The following is a 17,674-nucleotide window of genomic DNA, read 5'->3' as shown; positions in this document are numbered from 1 at the left end:
CATAAGACCAGCGCAACTCGAGAGGGGCGACCATGTCCATCAACAACCGCCGCGAACTCAGCCTGCTGAACCACGAGGAGGGCGAGCTGATCCGCGACTCGCACCATCCGGCCATCGCGCAGCTAGACACGAAGGATCTGGCCGAGACGCGTCAGCGCTTGCGCGCTTTGCGCGACAAGGAGCGCACGTTGGCGCGCCAGAAGGTCCGCGAAGCGAGGGGCAAGGGCGAGCGACGCGGCAGCGGCACAGCCGAGCATCTCCAGGAGCGCAAGCAGGTGTTCGCCAGCGCCCTGCGGCGGGTGAATAAACAGGCCCATCGCATGCACGTCGAAGAGGCGCGCGCCGCGCACGTCGAGGCTTCTAAGAAAGCGCTGGCCATGCGCCGCTCGGCCGACGCCTCGTCGCATCCCGCGCCGGGCAAGAGCGCCAGCGACGGGATGAACCCGGTGGAGAACAAGAAGACCGCCTCAAAGGTCGCCCCGGCCAGGGTTGGCAGCGTTTCCCAAGCCACCAAGAACGCACAGGCCAAGCGGGATAGCTAGCGATCCAATCGCCCCCCGGAGGGGAGGATGTGGATCGTGCCTAGTCCCCCGCCACCCAACTGACGTCGGCGCCGAGCGCGTTGAGGTTCTCGACGAACTTCGGGTGGGCGCGCTGGATCGGCGAGGCGTTGAGGATGGTGCTTTCACCCTCGATGCTGGCGGCCAGCATGAAGAGCGCAATGGCCACGCGGATGATGTAGGGGCTCTCGACCGTCGCCGGGGTCAGCGGCTTGCCGCCCCAGGTGATCAGCCGGTGCGGGTCGCAGAGCAGGGCGTGAGCCCCGAACTTGCCCAGTTCCGAATGCCAGCCGAGCGCGCCGTCATAGACCTTGTTCCAGAACATCACCTGGCCCTCGGCGCGGACGCCCAGCGCGACGAAGATCGGGAGCAGGTCGGCGGGCACGTAGGGCCAGGGCGCAGCCTCGACCTTGGTCAGGATATTCGAGGTGAAGGGCTCGCGGACCTTGAGCTTGCCGTCGACGCGGGCGCGGCTGAAGCCGTTTTCGTGGGTCACCTCGACGCCGAACTTGGCGAAGGTGCGGTCCAGCAGGGGGAACTGCTCGACCGAGCCGTTCTGGACGGAAATCTCGCCGCCGGTGATCGCGCCCATGGCCAGGAAGGTGGCGACCTCGTGGAAGTCGTCGGCGAAGGTGAACTCGACCCCGCCCAGGCTGTCGACGCCCGAGACGGTCAGGCGTGAGCCGCCCACGCCCTGGATGCGCGCGCCCATGCCGGCCAGGAACTCGCAGAACTCCTGGACGTGCGGCTCGCAGGCCGAGTTGGTCAGGCGCGACAGCCCCTTGGCGGTGGCCGCGCACAGCACAAAGTTCTCCGTGGTGGTGACCGAGGCGTAGTCCAGCCAGTGCTGGGTGGCGGTGAAGCCCTTGTCGGCGGTGATGACCGTCGCTCCGGGTTCGCTGGCGACTTCCGCCCCGAAGGCGCGGAACACCTCGATGTGCGGGTCGATCTCACGCGAACCGAGGGTGCAGCCGGTCACGTCCTCTTCCAGGCTCGCGCGGCCGAAGCGGTGCAGCAGGGCCGGGATCAGCATGATCGAGGAGCGCATGCCCAGCGGCAGGTGCGCGGCCTTCGGGTCGAGGTCGCGGCCGTGATGGAGGCGCAGCGTCCCGGTGGCGTAGTCCATCTCGACCGAGGAGCCGAGCTTTCCGAAGAAATCCAGCAGCTTGCGGACGTCGGTGATGTCCGGCACCCGGTGCAGGATGATCGGCTCGTCGCTGAGCAGGGTGGCGCAGAGCACCGGCAGGACGGCGTTCTTGTTGGCGGACGGCGTGATGGTCCCACGCAAGGCGCGGCCGCCTCGCACGATCAGGTTCGTCATGGCGGCGCGTGGCCTCGTCTTTCGGGAAGGGCGGCCCGCGGCCGCCCGCTAAGTTGAACTCGTCGACGCTGTCAGCCGGTCACCAGGCGCCGATGCGCTGGGCCTCGTGATGGCTGATCGGGTGCTTGGCCTTTTCGTGGTCTTCTTCAGCCAGCAATCTTACCGCTTCCAGCGCCGCCATGCAGCCCATGCCGGCGGCGGTGACAGCCTGGCGGTAGACGTCGTCAGTGACGTCGCCGGCGGCATAGACGCCCTTGATCGCGGTCGAGGCGCTGCCCGGGATGACCTTCAGGTAGCCCGAACCATCCATCTCGAGTTGGCCCTTGAAGAGTTCGGAGGCCGGGGCGTGGCCGATGGCGATGAACACGCCGTCGGCGGGGATCTCGCGGACCTCGCCGGTATTCACGTCCTTCAGCTTCACGCCCGTGACGCCGAGCGGTTCGGTCGTGCCGACCACTTCGTCGATGGCGACGTTCCAGATCACCTCGATCTTCGGGTGCGCGAACAGCCGCTCCTGCAGGATCTTCTCGGCGCGGAACTCGTCGCGGCGGTGCACGACCGTGACTTTGGAAGCGAAGTTGGTCAGGAACAGCGCTTCCTCGACCGCGGTGTTGCCGCCGCCGACCACCACGACCTCCTTGCCGCGATAGAAGAAGCCGTCGCAGGTGGCGCAGGCTGAGACGCCGAAGCCCTGGAACTTCTGCTCGGTGTCGAGGCCCAGCCATTTGGCCTGGGCGCCGGTGGCGATGATCAGGGTCTCGGTCAGCCAGACGTCGCCGCTGTCGCATTCCAGGCGGAACGGACGCTGGCTGAGGTCGGCCTTGATGACGATGTCGTTGATGATCTCAGTGCCGACGTGGGCGGCCTGGGCCTGCATCTGCTCCATCAGCCAGGGGCCTTGGATGACGTCGGCGAAGCCCGGATAGTTCTCCACGTCGGTGGTGATGGTAAGTTGGCCGCCGGGCTGGATGCCGGCGATCAGCACCGGTTTGAGCAGGGCGCGCGCGGCGTAGATGGCGGCGGTGTAGCCGGCCGGGCCGGAACCCAGGATCAGGCAGCGGGTGGTGCGAGGAGCATTCTGCGACATGGCGTCTATGTAGGGGAGATTCTGAGCCGTTGCGACAGGCGCCGGGCGCGGTCGGTCAGCGCACGGGTTGGAAGTCTCAGAGGCCGGGATCGCGGGCGGCCAGCCGCGGGGCGGAAATGACTTCAAGCAGCGCCTCCGCAGCGCGTTGCGCGCCGAGGCCGTCGCAAAGCTCGAGGCTGGCCGCGGTAAGGCGGGTGCGCGTGGCGGTGTCGCTGAGGAGGCGCACGGCGGCCCGATCGAAGGCCCCGGCGAAGTCCTCGTCTGCGGCGTCCACCACCAGGGCGGCGTCCCGTTCGGCCAGGGCGCGGGCCGCAGGGCGCTGGTTCTCGGCGAGCACCACAATTACCGAGGGCAGGCCAAGGGTGCAGCGCTCCCAGGTGGTCGAGCCCCCGGCGCCGAAAGCGACGTCGGCCTCAAGGGTGAGCCGGGCCATGTCCTGGGCGTCGACGTGAAGCGTGACGCGCGGGTCATGCGCGGCCACGCGCGTCAGGCCAGGCAGGCTGGGGGCGTCGGCGCCCAGCACCACGTCGAAGGCCAGGTGGCCGTTGCGCTGACGCAGGCGGTCTAGCACCCGCGAGGTGATCCCGCCGACATCGGTCAGGCCGAGGGCGACCAGCACGCGCTCCACCGGACCGCCGCGCCGGGCGATGGCCGCCTCGCGCAGGGCGGCGAACTCCGGCCGCAGCGGCGCGTAGCGCGGGCCGAGCAGCAGGCGGGCGCCCTCGGCGAGCGAAGCGTAGTCGGCCTCGGTGCGCGCCGGGCCGGAGTCCAGCACGATGTCGGCGGCGAGGGGGCGGTCGGCCAAGTCGTCGATGACGAGCGTCGGGCGACCCTGCGCGATGATCTGGTGATCGACGCGGCCCAGGCCGTAGTGGTCGAACACGATGGCGTCGAAAGTCAGGCCGGCGACCGCGGCGGGCAGGTCGGCGGCAGCGATGGAGGCGACTTCTTCGCGGCTCATGTCGGGGGCGAAGGCGTCGAGGATGCCGGCGACGACCGGCGGGGCCAGGAACACGCATTCGGCGCCGTGTTCGCCAAGCGCCCTAGCCAGGCTGAGCGAGCGCATCACATGTCCGCCGCCGACCGCCGGGCCGGCGTTGGCGATGAAGAGGATGCGGGGCCGCAGAATCATCTTGCAACCATGGGACGCCGAAACCCGCGGCTTGGAAAGGGGCGCGGCTCAGCACGGCAGGCGTACGGCGCGGTGAGGGCTGGTCGCTGCGGTCGTATCGATCGCCAGGGCGATATCGACGTCGTCGGCTTCGGCCAGGCGGATAAAGCTCAGGCCTTTCGGCCATCGAAGCGGCGCAATACCTCGTCGGCCGCCCGCTCAGTCTCGGCTAGCGGCTCGTAGGTCCAGCGGTGGAAGGCGCCGCCGAACGGGCGCGCGGCGCCCAGACGTTCCAGGTCCTCGTGGAACAGGCGAAACTTCAGGCTCTCGCCGTCCATCTTCATCACAAACACCGGCTTTCCGGTCGAGGCCGCGTCGGTCGCAAGGTTGGTCGAGTCCTCGGTGACCAGAATGTAGTCGGCCGCCGCCAGGTAGGCGAAGTAGGGGTTGTCGCCTTCGCCATCCCAGATCACGCCAGGGACGTGCTTGAGCCGAGCCTCGAGAATGTTCTTGGCCGGCTCGGGCGTGCGGCGGGTGAAGCTGACCATCACCGAGCCGCCTTCCTGGACGACCGGCAGTTCGATCTCGCGGGCCATGGCGGCCGCGCGTTCGGGCGAGATGTCGTGAGCCTTCGACTTGCCGCCGATGATCACCGCCACGCGCGGACGCGGCAGGACGTCGAGCTGGGCCTGGAAGCGCTGTAGGTCGGCCGCCATGCGCTCGGCGTTGACCCGGCCGGGCGAGCCGGTGATCGAAAAGACATTGTCGCCCTCCAGCCTGTCGTGCCTGGGCGGAATGACCAGGTCGAACAGCCGCGTCGGCATGCGCGGATCCTGAACCTGGACCACATAGGTCTTGCGGCCCGACCAGCGCCTCATGCGAATGGACAGCGGCAGGGTCGCACGCCCGGCCGCGATCCAGATGTCGGGCCAGGGCGGAGCGATGTCGCTCTGCGGGGTCAGCAACTGTCGCGGGAACGGCGTCAGCCACCAGGGTAGGCGGCCGATCCAGCTTTTCCAGCCGATCCGCTTGACGACGATCCGTGCGGAACGCTTGCGCGCGATCGCGTTGGCAAGGCCAACGACCTGGGCCTCAATGCCCGCACGCCCGTCCGACACCGCCCAGATGACGAGCGGCGCGGCGGACGGCGGGTCTGTTGAGGACAAGGCGGGGGAGCCTAGATCCACTCGACTTTGAGGATCTCGTAGGCTTTGCCGCCACCGGGGGTGTTCACCTCGACGACGTCACCCGTCTCCTTGCCGATCATAGCGCGGGCCAGCGGCGAGACGATGGAGATCTTGCCTTGCTTCACGTCGGCTTCGTGTTCGCCGACGATCTGGTACCGGGCTTCTTCCTCGGTGTCCTCGTCAACCACCGAGACGGTGGCTCCGAACTTCACCTGGGTGCCGGACAGCTTGGATACGTCGATGACCTGGGCGCGGGCCATACGATCCTCGATCTCGGCGATCTGGCCTTCGATCCAGCCCTGCCGCTCCTTGGCGGCGTGGTACTCGGCATTCTCGGAGAGGTCGCCATGCGAGCGCGCTTCCGCGATCGCAGCGATCACGGCGGGTCGCTCGGCGGTCTTCAAACGCTTCAGTTCATCGTCGAGAGCTTGCCAGCCCTCGGCGGTCATAGGGACTTTTTCCATCGTGGATGAGGACTCGGATTCGCCCTTTTGGGAGTTCGTTGCCGGCCGCGGGCGCAGGCGTCCGGGGGGGTAGAGATTAGATGTCGCAGCACAAAAACTCAAGGGTGCGCCGGCAGATGGCCCCAAGAGCTCAGTTCGAAAGCTGTTGAGAAGCGTTCGAGACGCCGTGTCGTCAGGCGCTTTCCGAGACGATCGCGCCTTGCAACTCCTTGTCGTCGGGGGCTTCGAACACCCCTTCGATGAAGTCGAACATCTCCGGAGTCACGCCGATGGCGAAGGTTTCGCCGCGGACTTCGTTGCGCTCCAGCACCCGGGCGCGGCGCACTTCGGCCGGCGCGGTCACGAAATGGAACTGCAGCGGCAGCTCGACGGCCTGGGCGATCTCGGCGACGCGGGCGCGGTCTGAGCGGCGCAAAAGGCCAAGGTCCAGCACCACCGAGACGCCGGCGGCGATCACGCCGGCGGCAGTGGACCAGATCTGGGCCTCGCAGCGCTCCACCCGCTCCATCATCCAGTGGTACTCGATCGGCTCGGGCATGTCGGCCGCGAACAGACGGGCCATCCAGTCGTCGATCGCGAAGTGGACCGCCGGCTCGCGTCGGGCCAGTTCCTTGGCGTAGGTGGACTTGCCGGCGCCGGAGGGGCCGTAGACGACATGAAGCGTGGCGGTCATGCCCCGCCCCTAGAGCATTTCCGCACGCACGGAAACGCCCAACGGACAGGGCGGCCGCGACTATTTCACCGACAGGCCGCCGTCGATGACCAGCTCGGCCCCGGTGACGTAGCGGCTCTCGTCCGACGCCAGCCACAGCACGCCGTTGGCGATGTCCTCAGGATAGCCCTTCACGCCCAGCGGCACGCCCTCGGCGCTCATGGCGTCGAGCGCCGCGCCGCGCGGCGGGCGGGCGTTGTCGCCGACCTCGCCGGTGCCGACGATGGTGTCCCAGATCGGGGTCTCGATGATGCCGGGGTGGACAGAGTTGACCCGCACGCCGTCCTTGGCGGCGGCGCATTCCATGGCCACGGCTTTGGTGAACAGGCGCACGCCGCCCTTGGTGGCGCAGTAGCCGGCCAGGATGGCCGAGCCCTTGAGGCCCGCGACCGACGACATGTTGATGATCGAGCCGCCGCCGTTCTCGCGCATCAGCGGGATCGAGTGCTTCACGCCCAGGAAGACGCCGTCGAGATTGACCGCGGTCTGCTTCTGGAAGTCGGCCAGGGTCATGGTCAGAACCGAGCCTCCGATCCCGATGCCCGCGTTGTTGACCAGGATGTCCAGGCGGCCGTGGGCGGCCTTCACGGCGGCGACCACGTCGATCCAGGCCTGCTCGGAGGTGACGTCGTGGTGCAGGTAGCTGGCCTTGCCGCCCAACGCCCTGATGGCCTCGACCGTCTGGGCGCCCTTGTCGTCCTGTAGATCGGTGACGACGACCGTCGCGCCTTCCTGCGCCAGGCGCTCGGCGCAGCCGCGCCCGATTCCGCTCGCCCCGCCGGTGACCAGCGCGACCTTCCCCTCGACCCGACCGGCCATGCTTCGACTCCCTAAGTGATCGTTGTTCAGTTTTCCTACGCCTAGCTTAGCTCGGCGATAGAGGCCAGCCTGCGGCGCAGGTTGCCGGGTCGAGTTGCGGTATGTCGATCGCCAGGCGTCCATGCTTACCGGGCGGGGCCCTGGCGCTGGTCGGACCAACGACGTTCCTGGAGAGCTGCGGCGGCGTGCCGCCGGCGCCCGATATCCTCAGCGATCGCCGCACGCAGCATGGCGAGGCGCGCAGCAAGGGCTAGCCAGGCGCGGCTGTCGTATGTGGCTGACGGAAAAGGGCGGAGGCGGCAAGCTGATGTCGGCGGCGCTGGAAAGCGCCACCCATGCGGGGCGCTTGCCGCTGAGGGCATTCGCAGCAAATTCGCGCGCAATCGCCTCCTACGCTCGCCAGGGCTATGTGGAGGCGGGCGCGCGCAAGTTCCGCGTGGGCGCCAACGAGTACGACGACCTGGTCCTGGCAAGAGCCCTCTGACCGGCGCCGTACTCGCGATTAGGGGTGGCGTCCTACCAGGTGACCTTGCCGTTGGCCGTGAGCAGGCCAATCAGCATTGCCGCGCCGAGAGCGATGATCAGACCCACAACGATCAGGTCTGTGTACCCCTCGAAGCGCTCCAGCAGATGCTTGTTCTTATGGTGGTGGACCTCACCTTCGTGGTGTCCGGTTTGCATGGCGTTTCCCTTCGCACACTGAGACAGAGGACACGTCCTCGCCCAACTGCGACAGGCGCCCATGCGGGCCGACCGGCTGGTCATCAGGGGCCGCCGGAACGCGCCCACTATGCGCCTGCGTACAGCAAGGCGACGTTCTGAGGTTGCGCCTGCGACGAACGGCGGTCAATCAGCAATTTCCGCTAAGTCGTTCACAAACTTGAGGTTGCGATGCGCCGGAATGGCGGCGCCTGCGCTCGCGAGATAGCTGGAAGGCTGGCCGACAGCGACCAGAACCGCAAACCACGCCAACTCGCGGAGCTTGGCGCGCTAGGAAGCGACGACCCAGACCGTTTTTTCCGGCAAGGTCGTCGTTTGCCACCAGCTAGTCCGATCAGGCGTAGCTTTGCAGCGGCCGCACGTCGAGGGTGTCCTCGACGGTCGCCACGATGGCCTGAGCCGCAGCCAGCGCGCCGGCGGCGGTCGTGAAATAGGGCGTCTTCATCATCAGCGCCGTGCGGCGGATTTCGAAGCTGTCGGCCAGCGACTGCTTGCCCTCGGTGGTGTTGAAGACCAGTTGGATCTCGCCGTTCTTCATCGCGTCGACGATGTGCGGGCGGCCTTCCAGCACCTTCTTCACCTGCTCGACTTCCAGGCCCTGTTCGGCCAGGTAGCCGCCCGTGCCGGCCGTGGCGACAACCTTGAAGCCTTGGCTCAGCAGCAGCTTCACCGGCTCCAGGATCCAGGGCTTGTCGGCGTCTTTCACGGAGACGAAGACCTTGCCGGTCTTGGGCAGCTTCACGCCGCCGCCGAGCTGGCTCTTGGCGAAGGCGCGGGCGAAGGCCGGAGCGCTGGTTTCGCCGGGGCGGATCCAGTCGAGGCCCATGACCTCGCCGGTCGAGCGCATTTCCGGGCCCAGCACCGTGTCGACGCCGGCGAAGCGGGCGAATGGGAAGACCGCCTCCTTCACCGCGATGTGGTCGTAGGGCTTTTCGGTCAGGTTGAAGCTGGCGAGCTTCTCGCCGGCCATCAGCTTGGCGGCGATCGAGGCCAGCGGCTGGCCGATGGTCTTGGCGACGAACGGCACCGTGCGGCTGGCGCGCGGGTTCACTTCCAACACGTAGATGCGCGGATTGTCGGAGTGCGGCTCCTCGATCGCGAACTGCACGTTCATCAGGCCGCGCACTTCCAGGGCCCGGGCCATGGCCTCGGTCTGGCGCTTCAGCTCGGCGATGGTTTCCGGCTTCAGCGAGAACGGCGGCAGCGAGCAGGCGCTGTCGCCCGAGTGCACGCCGGCTTCCTCGATGTGCTCCATCACCCCGGCGACGAACACCTGGCCGGCGTCGTCGCACAGGGCGTCGACGTCGACCTCGGTGGCGCGGCTCAGGTATTGGTCGATCAGCACCGGGCTGTCGCCCGACACCTGCACGGCGGTGTTGACGTAGCGCTCGAGCTGCTCGTCGTCGCGAATGATCTCCATCGCCCGGCCGCCCAGCACGTAGGACGGACGGATGACGATCGGGTAGCCGACCTTGTGCGCGCCGGCGAAGGCCTCGTCGCGCGAGCGGGCGATGGCGTTGACCGGCTGTGCGATCTTCAGCTTGTGCAGCAGTTGCTGGAAGCGCTCGCGGTCCTCGGCCAGGTCGATGGCGTCGGGCGAGGTGCCGAGGATCGGGATGCCGGCGTCTTCCAGCGGCTTGGCCAGCTTCAGCGGGGTCTGGCCGCCGAACTGGACGATGACGCCCAGCAGCGTCCCGCGGGCCTGCTCGACGGCGATCAGCTCCAGCACGTCCTCGGCCGTCAGCGGCTCGAAGTACAGACGGTCGGAGGTGTCGTAGTCGGTCGAGACGGTCTCGGGGTTGCAGTTGACCATGATCGACTCCACGCCGATGTCGGCGAGGGCGAAGGCCGCGTGGCAGCAGCAGTAGTCGAACTCGATGCCCTGGCCGATCCGGTTCGGACCGCCGCCGAGGATGATCGCCTTCTTGCGGTCGCTCGGCTCGCTCTCGCACTCGGGGATCTGGCCCAGGGCGCCGGTCTCGTAGGTCGAATACATGTAAGGCGTCGCCGCGCGGAACTCGCCGGCGCAGCTGTCGATGCGCTTGAACACCGGGCGTACGCCATGGGCGCGGCGCTGTTCGCGGACCTCCGCCTCGGTGGTGTGGGTCAGCTTGGCCAGGCGCGCGTCGGAGAAGCCCTGGGCCTTCACGGCGCGGAACTCGGCGGCGGTGCCGGGCAGGCCGCGGTCGCGGATCTGCGCTTCGACGGCGATCAGCGCCTGCAACTGGCGCAGGAACCAGGGTTCGTACGAGCAGGCCGCGTTGACCTCCTCGACGCTGAGGCCGTGGCGGAAGGCCTGGGCGATGACCAGCAGGCGGTCCGGGGTCGGCTGGCCCAGGGCGCGGATCACCGCGGCGCGGCCGGTCTCGGCGTCGTGGGCGCCTTCGATTTCGACCTCGTCCAGGCCGGTCAGGCCGGTCTCGAGGCCGCGCAGGGCCTTCTGCAGGCTCTCGGCGAAGGTGCGGCCGATGGCCATGACTTCACCCACCGACTTCATGGCGGTGGTCAGGGTCGGCTCCGAGCCTGGATACTTTTCAAACGCGAAGCGCGGGATCTTGGTGACGACGTAGTCGATGCTGGGCTCGAACGAGGCCGGCGTGGCGCCGGTGATGTCGTTCATCAGCTCGTCGAGGGTGTAGCCGACGGCCAGCCGCGCAGCGACCTTGGCGATCGGGAAGCCGGTGGCCTTCGAGGCCAGCGCCGAGGAGCGCGACACCCGCGGGTTCATTTCGATGACGACCATGCGGCCGTCGGCCGGGTTCACCGCGAACTGCACGTTCGAGCCGCCGGTCTCGACGCCGATCTCACGCAGCACGGCGATCGAGGCCGCCCGCATGCGCTGGTATTCCTTGTCGGTCAGGGTCAGGGCAGGAGCGACGGTGATGGAGTCGCCGGTGTGCACGCCCATCGGGTCGATATTTTCGATGGAGCAGACGATGATGCAGTTGTCCGCCTTGTCGCGGACGACCTCCATCTCATACTCCTTCCAGCCCAGCACGCTCTCCTCGATGAGGACCTCGGTGGTCGGCGACAGGTCGAGACCGCGCTCGACGATCTCTTTGAATTCTTCGACGTTGTAGGCGATGCCGCCGCCGGTGCCGGCCAGGGTGAAGGACGGACGGATGATCGCCGGCAGGCCGACGAACTCCAGGCCTTCCATAGCCTCGTCCATCGAGTGGGCGGCCTTGGACTTCGGGCTTTCGAGACCCAGCTTGTCCATGGCGTCGCGGAACTTCTGACGGTCCTCGGCCTTGTCGATGACCTCGGCCTTGGCGCCGATCATCTCGACCCCGTACTTGGCGAGCACGCCGCGCTCTTCGAGCGCCAGGGCGGTGTTCAGCGCGGTCTGGCCGCCCATGGTCGGCAGCAGAGCGTCGGGACGTTCCTTGGCGATGATCTTCTCGACCATCTCGGGAGTGATCGGCTCGATGTATGTCGCATCGGCCACGTCCGGGTCGGTCATGATCGTGGCCGGGTTCGAGTTGACCAGCACGATGCGATAGCCTTCGGCGCGCAACGCCTTGCAGGCCTGGACGCCTGAGTAGTCGAACTCACAGGCCTGGCCGATCACGATCGGCCCGGCGCCGATAATGAGGATCGAGGAGATGTCTGTGCGTTTCGGCATGTCCACTCGCGCGCATGGGCGGTCGCACTCTTCAAGCGCGCCCGGTCCCGGTCAATCTGCAGGTTAAGGGGGCCGTTTAGAGACGGAGTCGCCCGCGCGCAAGCGGCGATGGCGGCAATCTCGCCGCAGGCGGCGGCCAGAGGAGCGTGGGGGGAGGCTCCAACGAAAACGGGCCGGCGTTTCCGCCGGCCCGCAGCCGTTTCGATGCAAGGGCCAAAAGGCCTTTTGCGGAACCGCTTAGACTTGCAGGTTGCCGGCGGCCATCTTGCCGCTGCGACGGTCCTGCTCGAGTTCGTAGGTGATCTTTTGGCCTTCGTTCAGGCTGCGGAGTCCGGCGCGTTCAACGGCCGAGATGTGAACGAAAATGTCCGCGCCGCCATCGTCGGGTTGGATGAAGCCATAGCCCTTGGTTCCGTTGAACCATTTAACAGTGCCGGTAGCCATAGAAGTGTCGTCCTTGGGTAAGTCGTTCCGCAACCCAAGCCTTTTGAGTCACGCATCAAATTTCGGGAGGGTCGGAGAGCAGGTTCGGTGCGCCGGAATGTGGAGCGTCGAAAATCAGCCGAACCATACGAGTTTGACATCTTGAGCCTAGCGCGCTTCCAGCCCACCCGCAAGGCGATCCATGGAACGGCGCTCTGCGGCCCTATCCGGGGCCTGGCAACGGTCCCGGGACGCCGAGCAGCCGCATTGAAACAACGAGATTTCCGTCCTTCGCCGCGGTCATGGGCCCTTTTCCCGCCCCGCGAAGTGCGGCAGCTTCCAGCAACCCTACGCTATAGGACTGTTTGCGATCGCCACGTCCGACCCCTTGGCCCACCTGATGCTGCAGATCGCAGCGGGCGACCGCTCGGCGATGCGCCGGCTTTATGACGCCACCTCTGCGAAGCTATTCGGCGTCTGCCTGCGTATCCTTTCGGACAAGGACGAGAGCGAAGACGTGCTGCAGGAGGTCTACCTCACCATCTGGCGACGAGCCGACCGCTATGAGGCTGAGCGGGCGAGCGTCATGGCCTGGATCTCCACCATCGCCCGCAACCGCGCCATCGACCGGCTGCGCGCCCGTGGGCCGCTCGCCTACGCCGAACCGGTCGATGAGTTGCAGATCGAGGACGACGCTCCGCGGGCCGAAGCGCTGCTGGAGACAGCGCACGACCGCCAGGAGCTGGCTCGCTGCCTCGACGAACTGGATGCGCGCACCCGGGGCGCCATTCGAACGGCTTTCTTCGAGGGACTGACCTATGAAGCCCTGGCTCGTCGTCAGGACGTGCCGCTGGGGACTGTGAAGAGCTGGATCCGCCGCGGCCTGCTGAAGTTGAGGGGCTGTCTGGAGCGATGAGCGACCTCGGCCCCGACTTGCCTGACGACGACGCTCTGGCGGCGGAACATGCGCTGGGCGTGCTGACTACGCGCGAGCGGGCGGCCGCCGAGCAGCGGATGGCGCGCGATCCGGCCTTCGCGGCCGACGTCCTGGCCTGGCGCGCCCGGTTGGCGCCGTTGGTCGAGGAGGTCGCGTCGGTGACGCCGCCGAGCGGGCTGTGGCTGCGGATCGAGAAGATGCTGGTGGTCAACGACAACGTCCAGGGCGTACGGCGCCGGCTGCGTTTCTGGCGCGCAGCGACGCTCGGCTCGATGGCGATGACCGCAGCCAGCCTCGCAGCCGTCGTGTTCTTGGCCGCCCGCCCGCCGGAAGTGATCACCCAGCCGCGTCAGCCGATGGGCCCGATGATGAATGCGCGGCTGATGAGCGACGGCGGCCAGCCGCTGTTCCTGGCCGCCTATGATCCCGAACGGAAGTCGATCCTCGTGGCCTCGCTTGTCCCGCCCGGCGCCGACCCCGACCACAGTCACGAACTGTGGTTGATCCCTGCCGACGGCAAGCCGCGCTCGCTGGGTCTGATCGACCCGGGCGCGTCCAAGACGATGCCGATGTCCGAGCCTATGGCGGACATGACCACCGAGGGCGTCTCGCTGGCCGTCTCCGTCGAGCCGCGCGGCGGTTCGCACCAGGACCGACCGTCGGGACCTGTCGCCGCTGTCGGCAAGCTGGCGCGCCTCTAAGGGCTCGACTGGCGCGGCGCTGGCGAGGCGCCCTATGCTCCACGTCCAGTTGAGAGGTTTCTAGTCCATGAGAACGAGTCTGCTTGCGGCGAGTGCTGCGGTCCTCCTCCTGTCGGGCGGCGCGGCGTCGGCGGCCCCCGATCTGCACAAGGACGGCATGACCCTGAAGGAGATCCAGTCCTGGCTTTTGGAGAGCGGCTACAAGGCCGAGCTCAAGAAGGACGACGGCGAGGGCTACATCAGCAGTTCGGCCGAGGGCGTCAGCTTCGAGGTTTATCCCAATGACTGCCGCGAAGGCCGCTGCGCCTCGATGCAGATGGTCGCGGCCTTCAACGTGAAGGAGAAGCTCAACGCCCAGAAGGCGAACGAGTGGAACTCGGGCAAGCGCTATGTCGACTGCTACATCGACGACGAGGGCGATCCCTGGTTCACCTATGACATCAATGTCAGTCCAGGCGGCACGCGCGCAGCGCTCGACGACAACTTCAGCGTCTGGCTGAGCTTCCTGCCCGACATCAAGGAACACATCGGGTGGTAGAACGAGAAAGGCCGGCGCCTGGGCGCCGGCCTTTCGTCTATGCCGCCGACTTCTTCGCCGCATCCATGTACCCGGCGAAGCGCTCGAACAGGTAGAGCGAGTCCGTCGGGCCCGGGGAGGCCTCCGGGTGGTGCTGGACGCTGAACACCGGCTTGTCCTTAAGGGCGATCCCGGCGTTGGTGCCGTCGAACAGCGAGACGTGGGTTTCGACTACAGGCTCGGGCAGGCTGTCGCGGTCGACCGTAAAGCCGTGGTTCATCGAGACGATCTCGACCTTGCCGGTGGTCACGTCCTTGACCGGGTGGTTCGCGCCGTGGTGGCCCTGGTCCATCTTGACGGTCTTGGCGCCCAGGGCTCGGGCCATCATCTGGTGGCCCAGGCAGATGCCGAACACCGGCACGCCGCTTTCCACCAGCTTCTTGATCTCCGGCACGGCATATTCGCCGGTCGCGGCCGGGTCCCCCGGGCCGTTGGACAGCAGCACGCCGTCCGGCTTGCGGGCCAGGACGTCCTCGGCGGTGGTCTTGGCCGGAACCACGGTGACGCGCGCGCCGATCGAGGTGAGGGCGCGCAGGATGTTGCGCTTCACGCCGTAGTCGAGGACCACGACCTCGTACTTCGGCTCCGAAGCCGGCTTGGCGTAGCCTTCCGGCCAGTCCCACAGACCCTCGTCATAGACGAACGGCTGCAGGCACGAGGCGTCCTTGGCGAGGTCCAGGCCTTCGAGGCCGGCCCAGGCCTTAGCCTTTTCGATCAGGGCGGGAATGTCGAACTCCCCGGTCGGCGAGTGGGCGATGACGCCGTGCGGCATGCCGTTCTCGCGGATCGAACGGGTGAGGGCGCGGGTGTCGACGCCGGCCAGGCCGATGACGCCGCGGCGCTTCATCCAGGTGTCGAGGTCGCCCTCCGAACGCCAGTTGGCCGGAGCGGTGGGCACGTCGCGGAAGATCGCGCCGCGCGCCGCGGTTTCGGCCGAGCCGGACATCTGCTCGATGTCCTCGACGTTCACGCCGACATTGCCCATGTGCGGGAACGTGAAGGCCACGATCTGCGACATGTAGGAGGGATCCGTCAGGATCTCCTGATAGCCGGTCATCGCGGTGTTGAAGCAGACCTCGCCGACCGCGTCGCCGGTCGCGCCGACGCCGACGCCCTGCAATACGGTTCCATTGGCGAGAACCAGAACGCCCGTGACACCCGGGAGCAGTTCAACAGTCATCTGGCGTCTCCATCTGAGGGGGCATGCTCGCAAAAAGACGGGCCAGGGAGAACCCCGCCCGTTATTCAACTGTCCGCATGTTTCGGCAAACGGCCGCGTACCTACTGACTCGCGCCGGGCGGGTCAATGCGGCGCGCCAGCAATCGTCCGCCTCACCTCAATTGGTCAGCACGCCGGAGATCGCCTCGAACAGGGCGTCGGCCCGCACGGGCTTGCCGATATGGCGGTCGGCCCCCGCCTCGCTTGAGGACTTCAGGTCGTCCGGCGAGGTGTTGGCGCTGATGACGATGATCGGCGCGCGGGGCAGACCAGCTCCCTCGGCCTTGCGGATCGCGCGGATCGCGGTCAGGCCGTCCATCACCGGCATGCGCAGGTCCATCAACACCAGGTCGAAGCCGCCCTGACGCCAGGCCTCCACCGCCTGCTCGCCGTTCTCGACGCTGGTCACCTCGGCGCCGGCTGCCCCCAACATCAGCTCCAGCACCTTGCGGTTGGTCGGATTGTCATCGGCGGCCAGGATGCGAAGGGGCGGGGCCTCGCCGTCCTGGATAGGCGCCTGGGCCGCGTCCGCTTCATGCGCGGCGTCGCCATAGTCGAGCAGGCCGCCGACCAGGCGGTCAAGTTGTCGGGCCGATCCCTGGATGTCGGCGACCAGGGCGCGCTGGTGATCGTCAAGCGCGGTGCGCTCAAGCGCCGCGATCAGGCCGAGCACGCCGTTCAGCGGCGTGCGCAGCTCGTGACTCATGTCGGCGACGAACTCTGTCTTGGCGCGGCTAGCGATCTCGGCCCGGTGGAGCGCGTCTTCGAGGGCGGCTGCCTGGCGCTTCATTTGGGTGATGTCGACGCGCAGGCCGATCACACCGCCGTCGCCGGTGCGCCGCTCCTCGATCATCAGCCAGCGGCCGTCCGCGAGCCGCTGCTCGTGCCGCTCGCCGGTGGGGTTCTTCAGTTTGTCCAGGCGTGCGGCCAGCCATTCCTCCTCGCGGCCGATGGCGTCCGGATAGTCGCCGCGCGCCACGCCCGTGCGCAGCGTGTCGGCCAGGGTGACCTGCGAGGAAAACAGGTCGGCCGAGCGGTGGTAGATCTCAGCGTAGCGCTTGTTCCAGAGCAGATAGCGGCCGTCCGCGTCGAGGAAGACGATGCCTTCGGGCAGCAGGTCGAGCGCCTCGCGCAGGCGTTGGCCGGCGACGACAGCCTGGGCCTGAGCATGGGCGAGCGCCCGCCCGCCGCGCAAGCGCGCCAGCCCACGCGACAGCGCGCCGACCCAATCCCGAAGCCCAGCCTTCGGCATACGCCACTCCAACGATCAATCTGTCCTGTGATCGCGCGTTGCGGGCGGCGTCGGTCCCTGCCGTTTCGTGCCTGGCGTGTGAAAGGCGTCCGGCGCCCACCAATTGGGCGTCTGCGCCCGTTGTGCCTGACCGGCAGGCTAATTCGGCGGCTGCGCGGACTTCGCCACGCGGCGCGGGTCTGCTAGATGGCGCGCCTCCACCAGCGCAAGAGACTCGCAAGTGACGATCACGACGGTCGGCCTCGATGCCGACGACACGCTCTGGCACAACGAGACCATCTTCCGGCTCACCCACGACCGGTTCAGCGAACTCCTGTCCGGCGTCGCGGACAAGGAGACGCTGGAGAAGCGCCTGGCCGAGGTCGAGAAGCGCAACCTGCGGCTCTACGGCTATGGGGTGAAGGGCTTCACCCTGTCGATGATCGAGACCGCGATGGAGATGACCGGCGGCGAGCCGCCCGGCCATGTAATCCGCGAAATCCTGGCCGTCGGGCGCGAGATGCTGAGCGAGCCGGTCGAGCCGCTGCCCGGGGTGGACGGCACCCTGGCCGAGCTATCCAAGCGCTACCGGCTGGTCCTGATCACCAAGGGCGACCTGCTGCACCAGGAGCAGAAGCTGGCGGCCTCGGGGCTGGGCGACCTGTTCGCGGCCGTCGAAATCGTCAGCGAGAAGGACGCCTCGACCTATTCGCGTGTTTTCGCCCGCCATGGCACCGGCGCGGAGCAGGCGGTGATGTGCGGCAACTCGATGCGCTCGGACATCCTGCCGGCGATCGAGGCCGGCGCCTACGGCGCCTACGTCCCCTATCCGTTGATCTGGGCGCACGAGATGGCCGATGCGCCGGAAGGGCACGCGCGGTTCGCCGAACTGGCCAGCATCCGCGACCTGCCGGCCTGGATCGACGCACTGGACTGACGGTTTTTCCGAGCGACGTGTCACAGCCGCGGGCGCCGATCCG

General features: G+C 67.6%; 19 protein-coding genes. 7 read left to right on the top strand and 12 right to left on the bottom strand.

Annotated features, from left to right (window positions below):
* Positions 1–32 precede the first annotated feature (32 nt).
* Positions 33–542: a hypothetical protein gene (locus GGQ61_RS14685; RefSeq protein WP_183774138.1), complete on the top strand. Its 510-nt coding sequence runs from the start codon at positions 33–35 to the stop codon at positions 540–542.
* A 40-nt stretch (positions 543–582) separates the two neighbouring features.
* Here GGQ61_RS14685 and GGQ61_RS14680 read toward each other — a convergent pair whose 3' ends face one another.
* The 7 genes from GGQ61_RS14680 to GGQ61_RS14650 form a co-directional block, all read right to left on the bottom strand.
* Positions 583–1,881, bottom strand: coding sequence for a UDP-N-acetylglucosamine 1-carboxyvinyltransferase (locus tag GGQ61_RS14680; RefSeq protein ID WP_183774135.1), 1,299 nt, complete (start codon positions 1,879–1,881; stop codon positions 583–585).
* A gap of 79 nt (positions 1,882–1,960) precedes the next feature.
* On the bottom strand, positions 1,961–2,968 hold the full coding sequence (trxB, locus tag GGQ61_RS14675; protein WP_183774132.1) for a thioredoxin-disulfide reductase: 1,008 nt from the start codon (positions 2,966–2,968) through the stop codon (positions 1,961–1,963).
* A 76-nt stretch (positions 2,969–3,044) separates the two neighbouring features.
* Positions 3,045–4,100 carry a UDP-2,4-diacetamido-2,4,6-trideoxy-beta-L-altropyranose hydrolase gene (gene pseG / locus GGQ61_RS14670; RefSeq protein ID WP_183774129.1) on the bottom strand — a complete coding sequence of 352 codons (1,056 nt, stop codon included), beginning with the start codon at positions 4,098–4,100 and terminating at the stop codon, positions 3,045–3,047.
* A 149-nt stretch (positions 4,101–4,249) separates the two neighbouring features.
* Positions 4,250–5,245 (bottom strand): mitochondrial fission ELM1 family protein, encoded by a 996-nt coding sequence (locus GGQ61_RS14665; protein WP_183774126.1) that lies wholly within the window; start codon positions 5,243–5,245, stop codon positions 4,250–4,252.
* 11 nt (positions 5,246–5,256) lie between these two features.
* On the bottom strand, positions 5,257–5,730 hold the full coding sequence (greA, locus tag GGQ61_RS14660) for a transcription elongation factor GreA (protein ID WP_183774123.1): 474 nt from the start codon (positions 5,728–5,730) through the stop codon (positions 5,257–5,259).
* Positions 5,731–5,902: 172 nt separating this feature from the next.
* Positions 5,903–6,403: a P-loop nucleotide/nucleoside kinase family protein gene (locus tag GGQ61_RS14655; protein WP_183774120.1), complete on the bottom strand. Its 501-nt coding sequence runs from the start codon at positions 6,401–6,403 to the stop codon at positions 5,903–5,905.
* A 60-nt stretch (positions 6,404–6,463) separates the two neighbouring features.
* Complete coding sequence (locus GGQ61_RS14650; protein WP_183774117.1) at positions 6,464–7,261, bottom strand: SDR family NAD(P)-dependent oxidoreductase; 798 nt, start codon at positions 7,259–7,261, stop codon at positions 6,464–6,466.
* Between the two features lie 101 nt (positions 7,262–7,362).
* Between GGQ61_RS14650 and GGQ61_RS14645 the strand changes: the two genes are divergently transcribed.
* Together GGQ61_RS14645 and GGQ61_RS14640 are read left to right on the top strand one after the other, a co-directional pair.
* Positions 7,363–7,515 carry a hypothetical protein gene (locus tag GGQ61_RS14645; RefSeq protein WP_183774114.1) on the top strand — a complete coding sequence of 51 codons (153 nt, stop codon included), beginning with the start codon at positions 7,363–7,365 and terminating at the stop codon, positions 7,513–7,515.
* A gap of 17 nt (positions 7,516–7,532) precedes the next feature.
* Complete coding sequence (locus GGQ61_RS14640; protein WP_183774111.1) at positions 7,533–7,745, top strand: N-acetyltransferase; 213 nt, start codon at positions 7,533–7,535, stop codon at positions 7,743–7,745.
* Between the two features lie 32 nt (positions 7,746–7,777).
* Here the strand turns inward: GGQ61_RS14640 and GGQ61_RS14635 are convergent, their stop codons facing one another.
* From GGQ61_RS14635 to GGQ61_RS14625, 3 genes are all read right to left on the bottom strand, one after another.
* Positions 7,778–7,942, bottom strand: coding sequence for a hypothetical protein (locus tag GGQ61_RS14635; protein WP_183774108.1), 165 nt, complete (start codon positions 7,940–7,942; stop codon positions 7,778–7,780).
* A gap of 373 nt (positions 7,943–8,315) precedes the next feature.
* Entirely contained in the window at positions 8,316–11,606 is a 3,291-nt protein-coding gene (carB, locus tag GGQ61_RS14630) for a carbamoyl-phosphate synthase large subunit (protein WP_183774105.1), read from the bottom strand.
* Positions 11,607–11,843: 237 nt separating this feature from the next.
* Positions 11,844–12,050: a cold-shock protein gene (locus tag GGQ61_RS14625; protein WP_183774102.1), complete on the bottom strand. Its 207-nt coding sequence runs from the start codon at positions 12,048–12,050 to the stop codon at positions 11,844–11,846.
* Positions 12,051–12,429: 379 nt separating this feature from the next.
* On the opposite strand from GGQ61_RS14625, the gene GGQ61_RS14620 reads away from it, so the two are divergent.
* The 3 genes from GGQ61_RS14620 to GGQ61_RS14610 all read left to right on the top strand — a co-directional run bounded on the left by GGQ61_RS14620 (position 12,430) and on the right by GGQ61_RS14610 (position 14,205).
* Positions 12,430–12,945, top strand: coding sequence for a sigma-70 family RNA polymerase sigma factor (locus GGQ61_RS14620; RefSeq protein WP_183774099.1), 516 nt, complete (start codon positions 12,430–12,432; stop codon positions 12,943–12,945).
* Positions 12,942–13,667, top strand: a complete 726-nt coding sequence (locus GGQ61_RS14615) for an anti-sigma factor (RefSeq protein WP_183774096.1) — start codon at positions 12,942–12,944, stop codon at positions 13,665–13,667. Before GGQ61_RS14620 ends, GGQ61_RS14615 begins: the two co-directional genes overlap by 4 nt.
* A 67-nt stretch (positions 13,668–13,734) precedes the next feature.
* The gene (locus GGQ61_RS14610; RefSeq protein ID WP_183774095.1) at positions 13,735–14,205 is read left to right on the top strand and encodes a YbjN domain-containing protein; all 471 of its coding nucleotides are present in this window, start codon (positions 13,735–13,737) and stop codon (positions 14,203–14,205) included.
* A gap of 37 nt (positions 14,206–14,242) precedes the next feature.
* Here the strand turns inward: GGQ61_RS14610 and carA are convergent, their stop codons facing one another.
* Both carA and GGQ61_RS14600 read right to left on the bottom strand, forming a co-directional pair.
* Complete coding sequence (gene carA / locus GGQ61_RS14605; RefSeq protein WP_183774092.1) at positions 14,243–15,424, bottom strand: glutamine-hydrolyzing carbamoyl-phosphate synthase small subunit; 1,182 nt, start codon at positions 15,422–15,424, stop codon at positions 14,243–14,245.
* A 157-nt stretch (positions 15,425–15,581) separates the two neighbouring features.
* Complete coding sequence (locus GGQ61_RS14600; protein WP_183774091.1) at positions 15,582–16,715, bottom strand: response regulator; 1,134 nt, start codon at positions 16,713–16,715, stop codon at positions 15,582–15,584.
* A gap of 220 nt (positions 16,716–16,935) precedes the next feature.
* On the opposite strand from GGQ61_RS14600, the gene GGQ61_RS14595 reads away from it, so the two are divergent.
* Complete coding sequence (locus GGQ61_RS14595; RefSeq protein ID WP_183774089.1) at positions 16,936–17,631, top strand: HAD family hydrolase; 696 nt, start codon at positions 16,936–16,938, stop codon at positions 17,629–17,631.
* The last annotated feature ends 43 nt before the right edge of the window (positions 17,632–17,674 follow it).

Origin of the sequence: Phenylobacterium haematophilum (assembly GCF_014196295.1) — a bacterium.
Lineage (GTDB): Bacteria > Pseudomonadota > Alphaproteobacteria > Caulobacterales > Caulobacteraceae > Phenylobacterium > Phenylobacterium haematophilum.
This window is presented reverse-complemented; position numbering and strand designations above follow the sequence as displayed.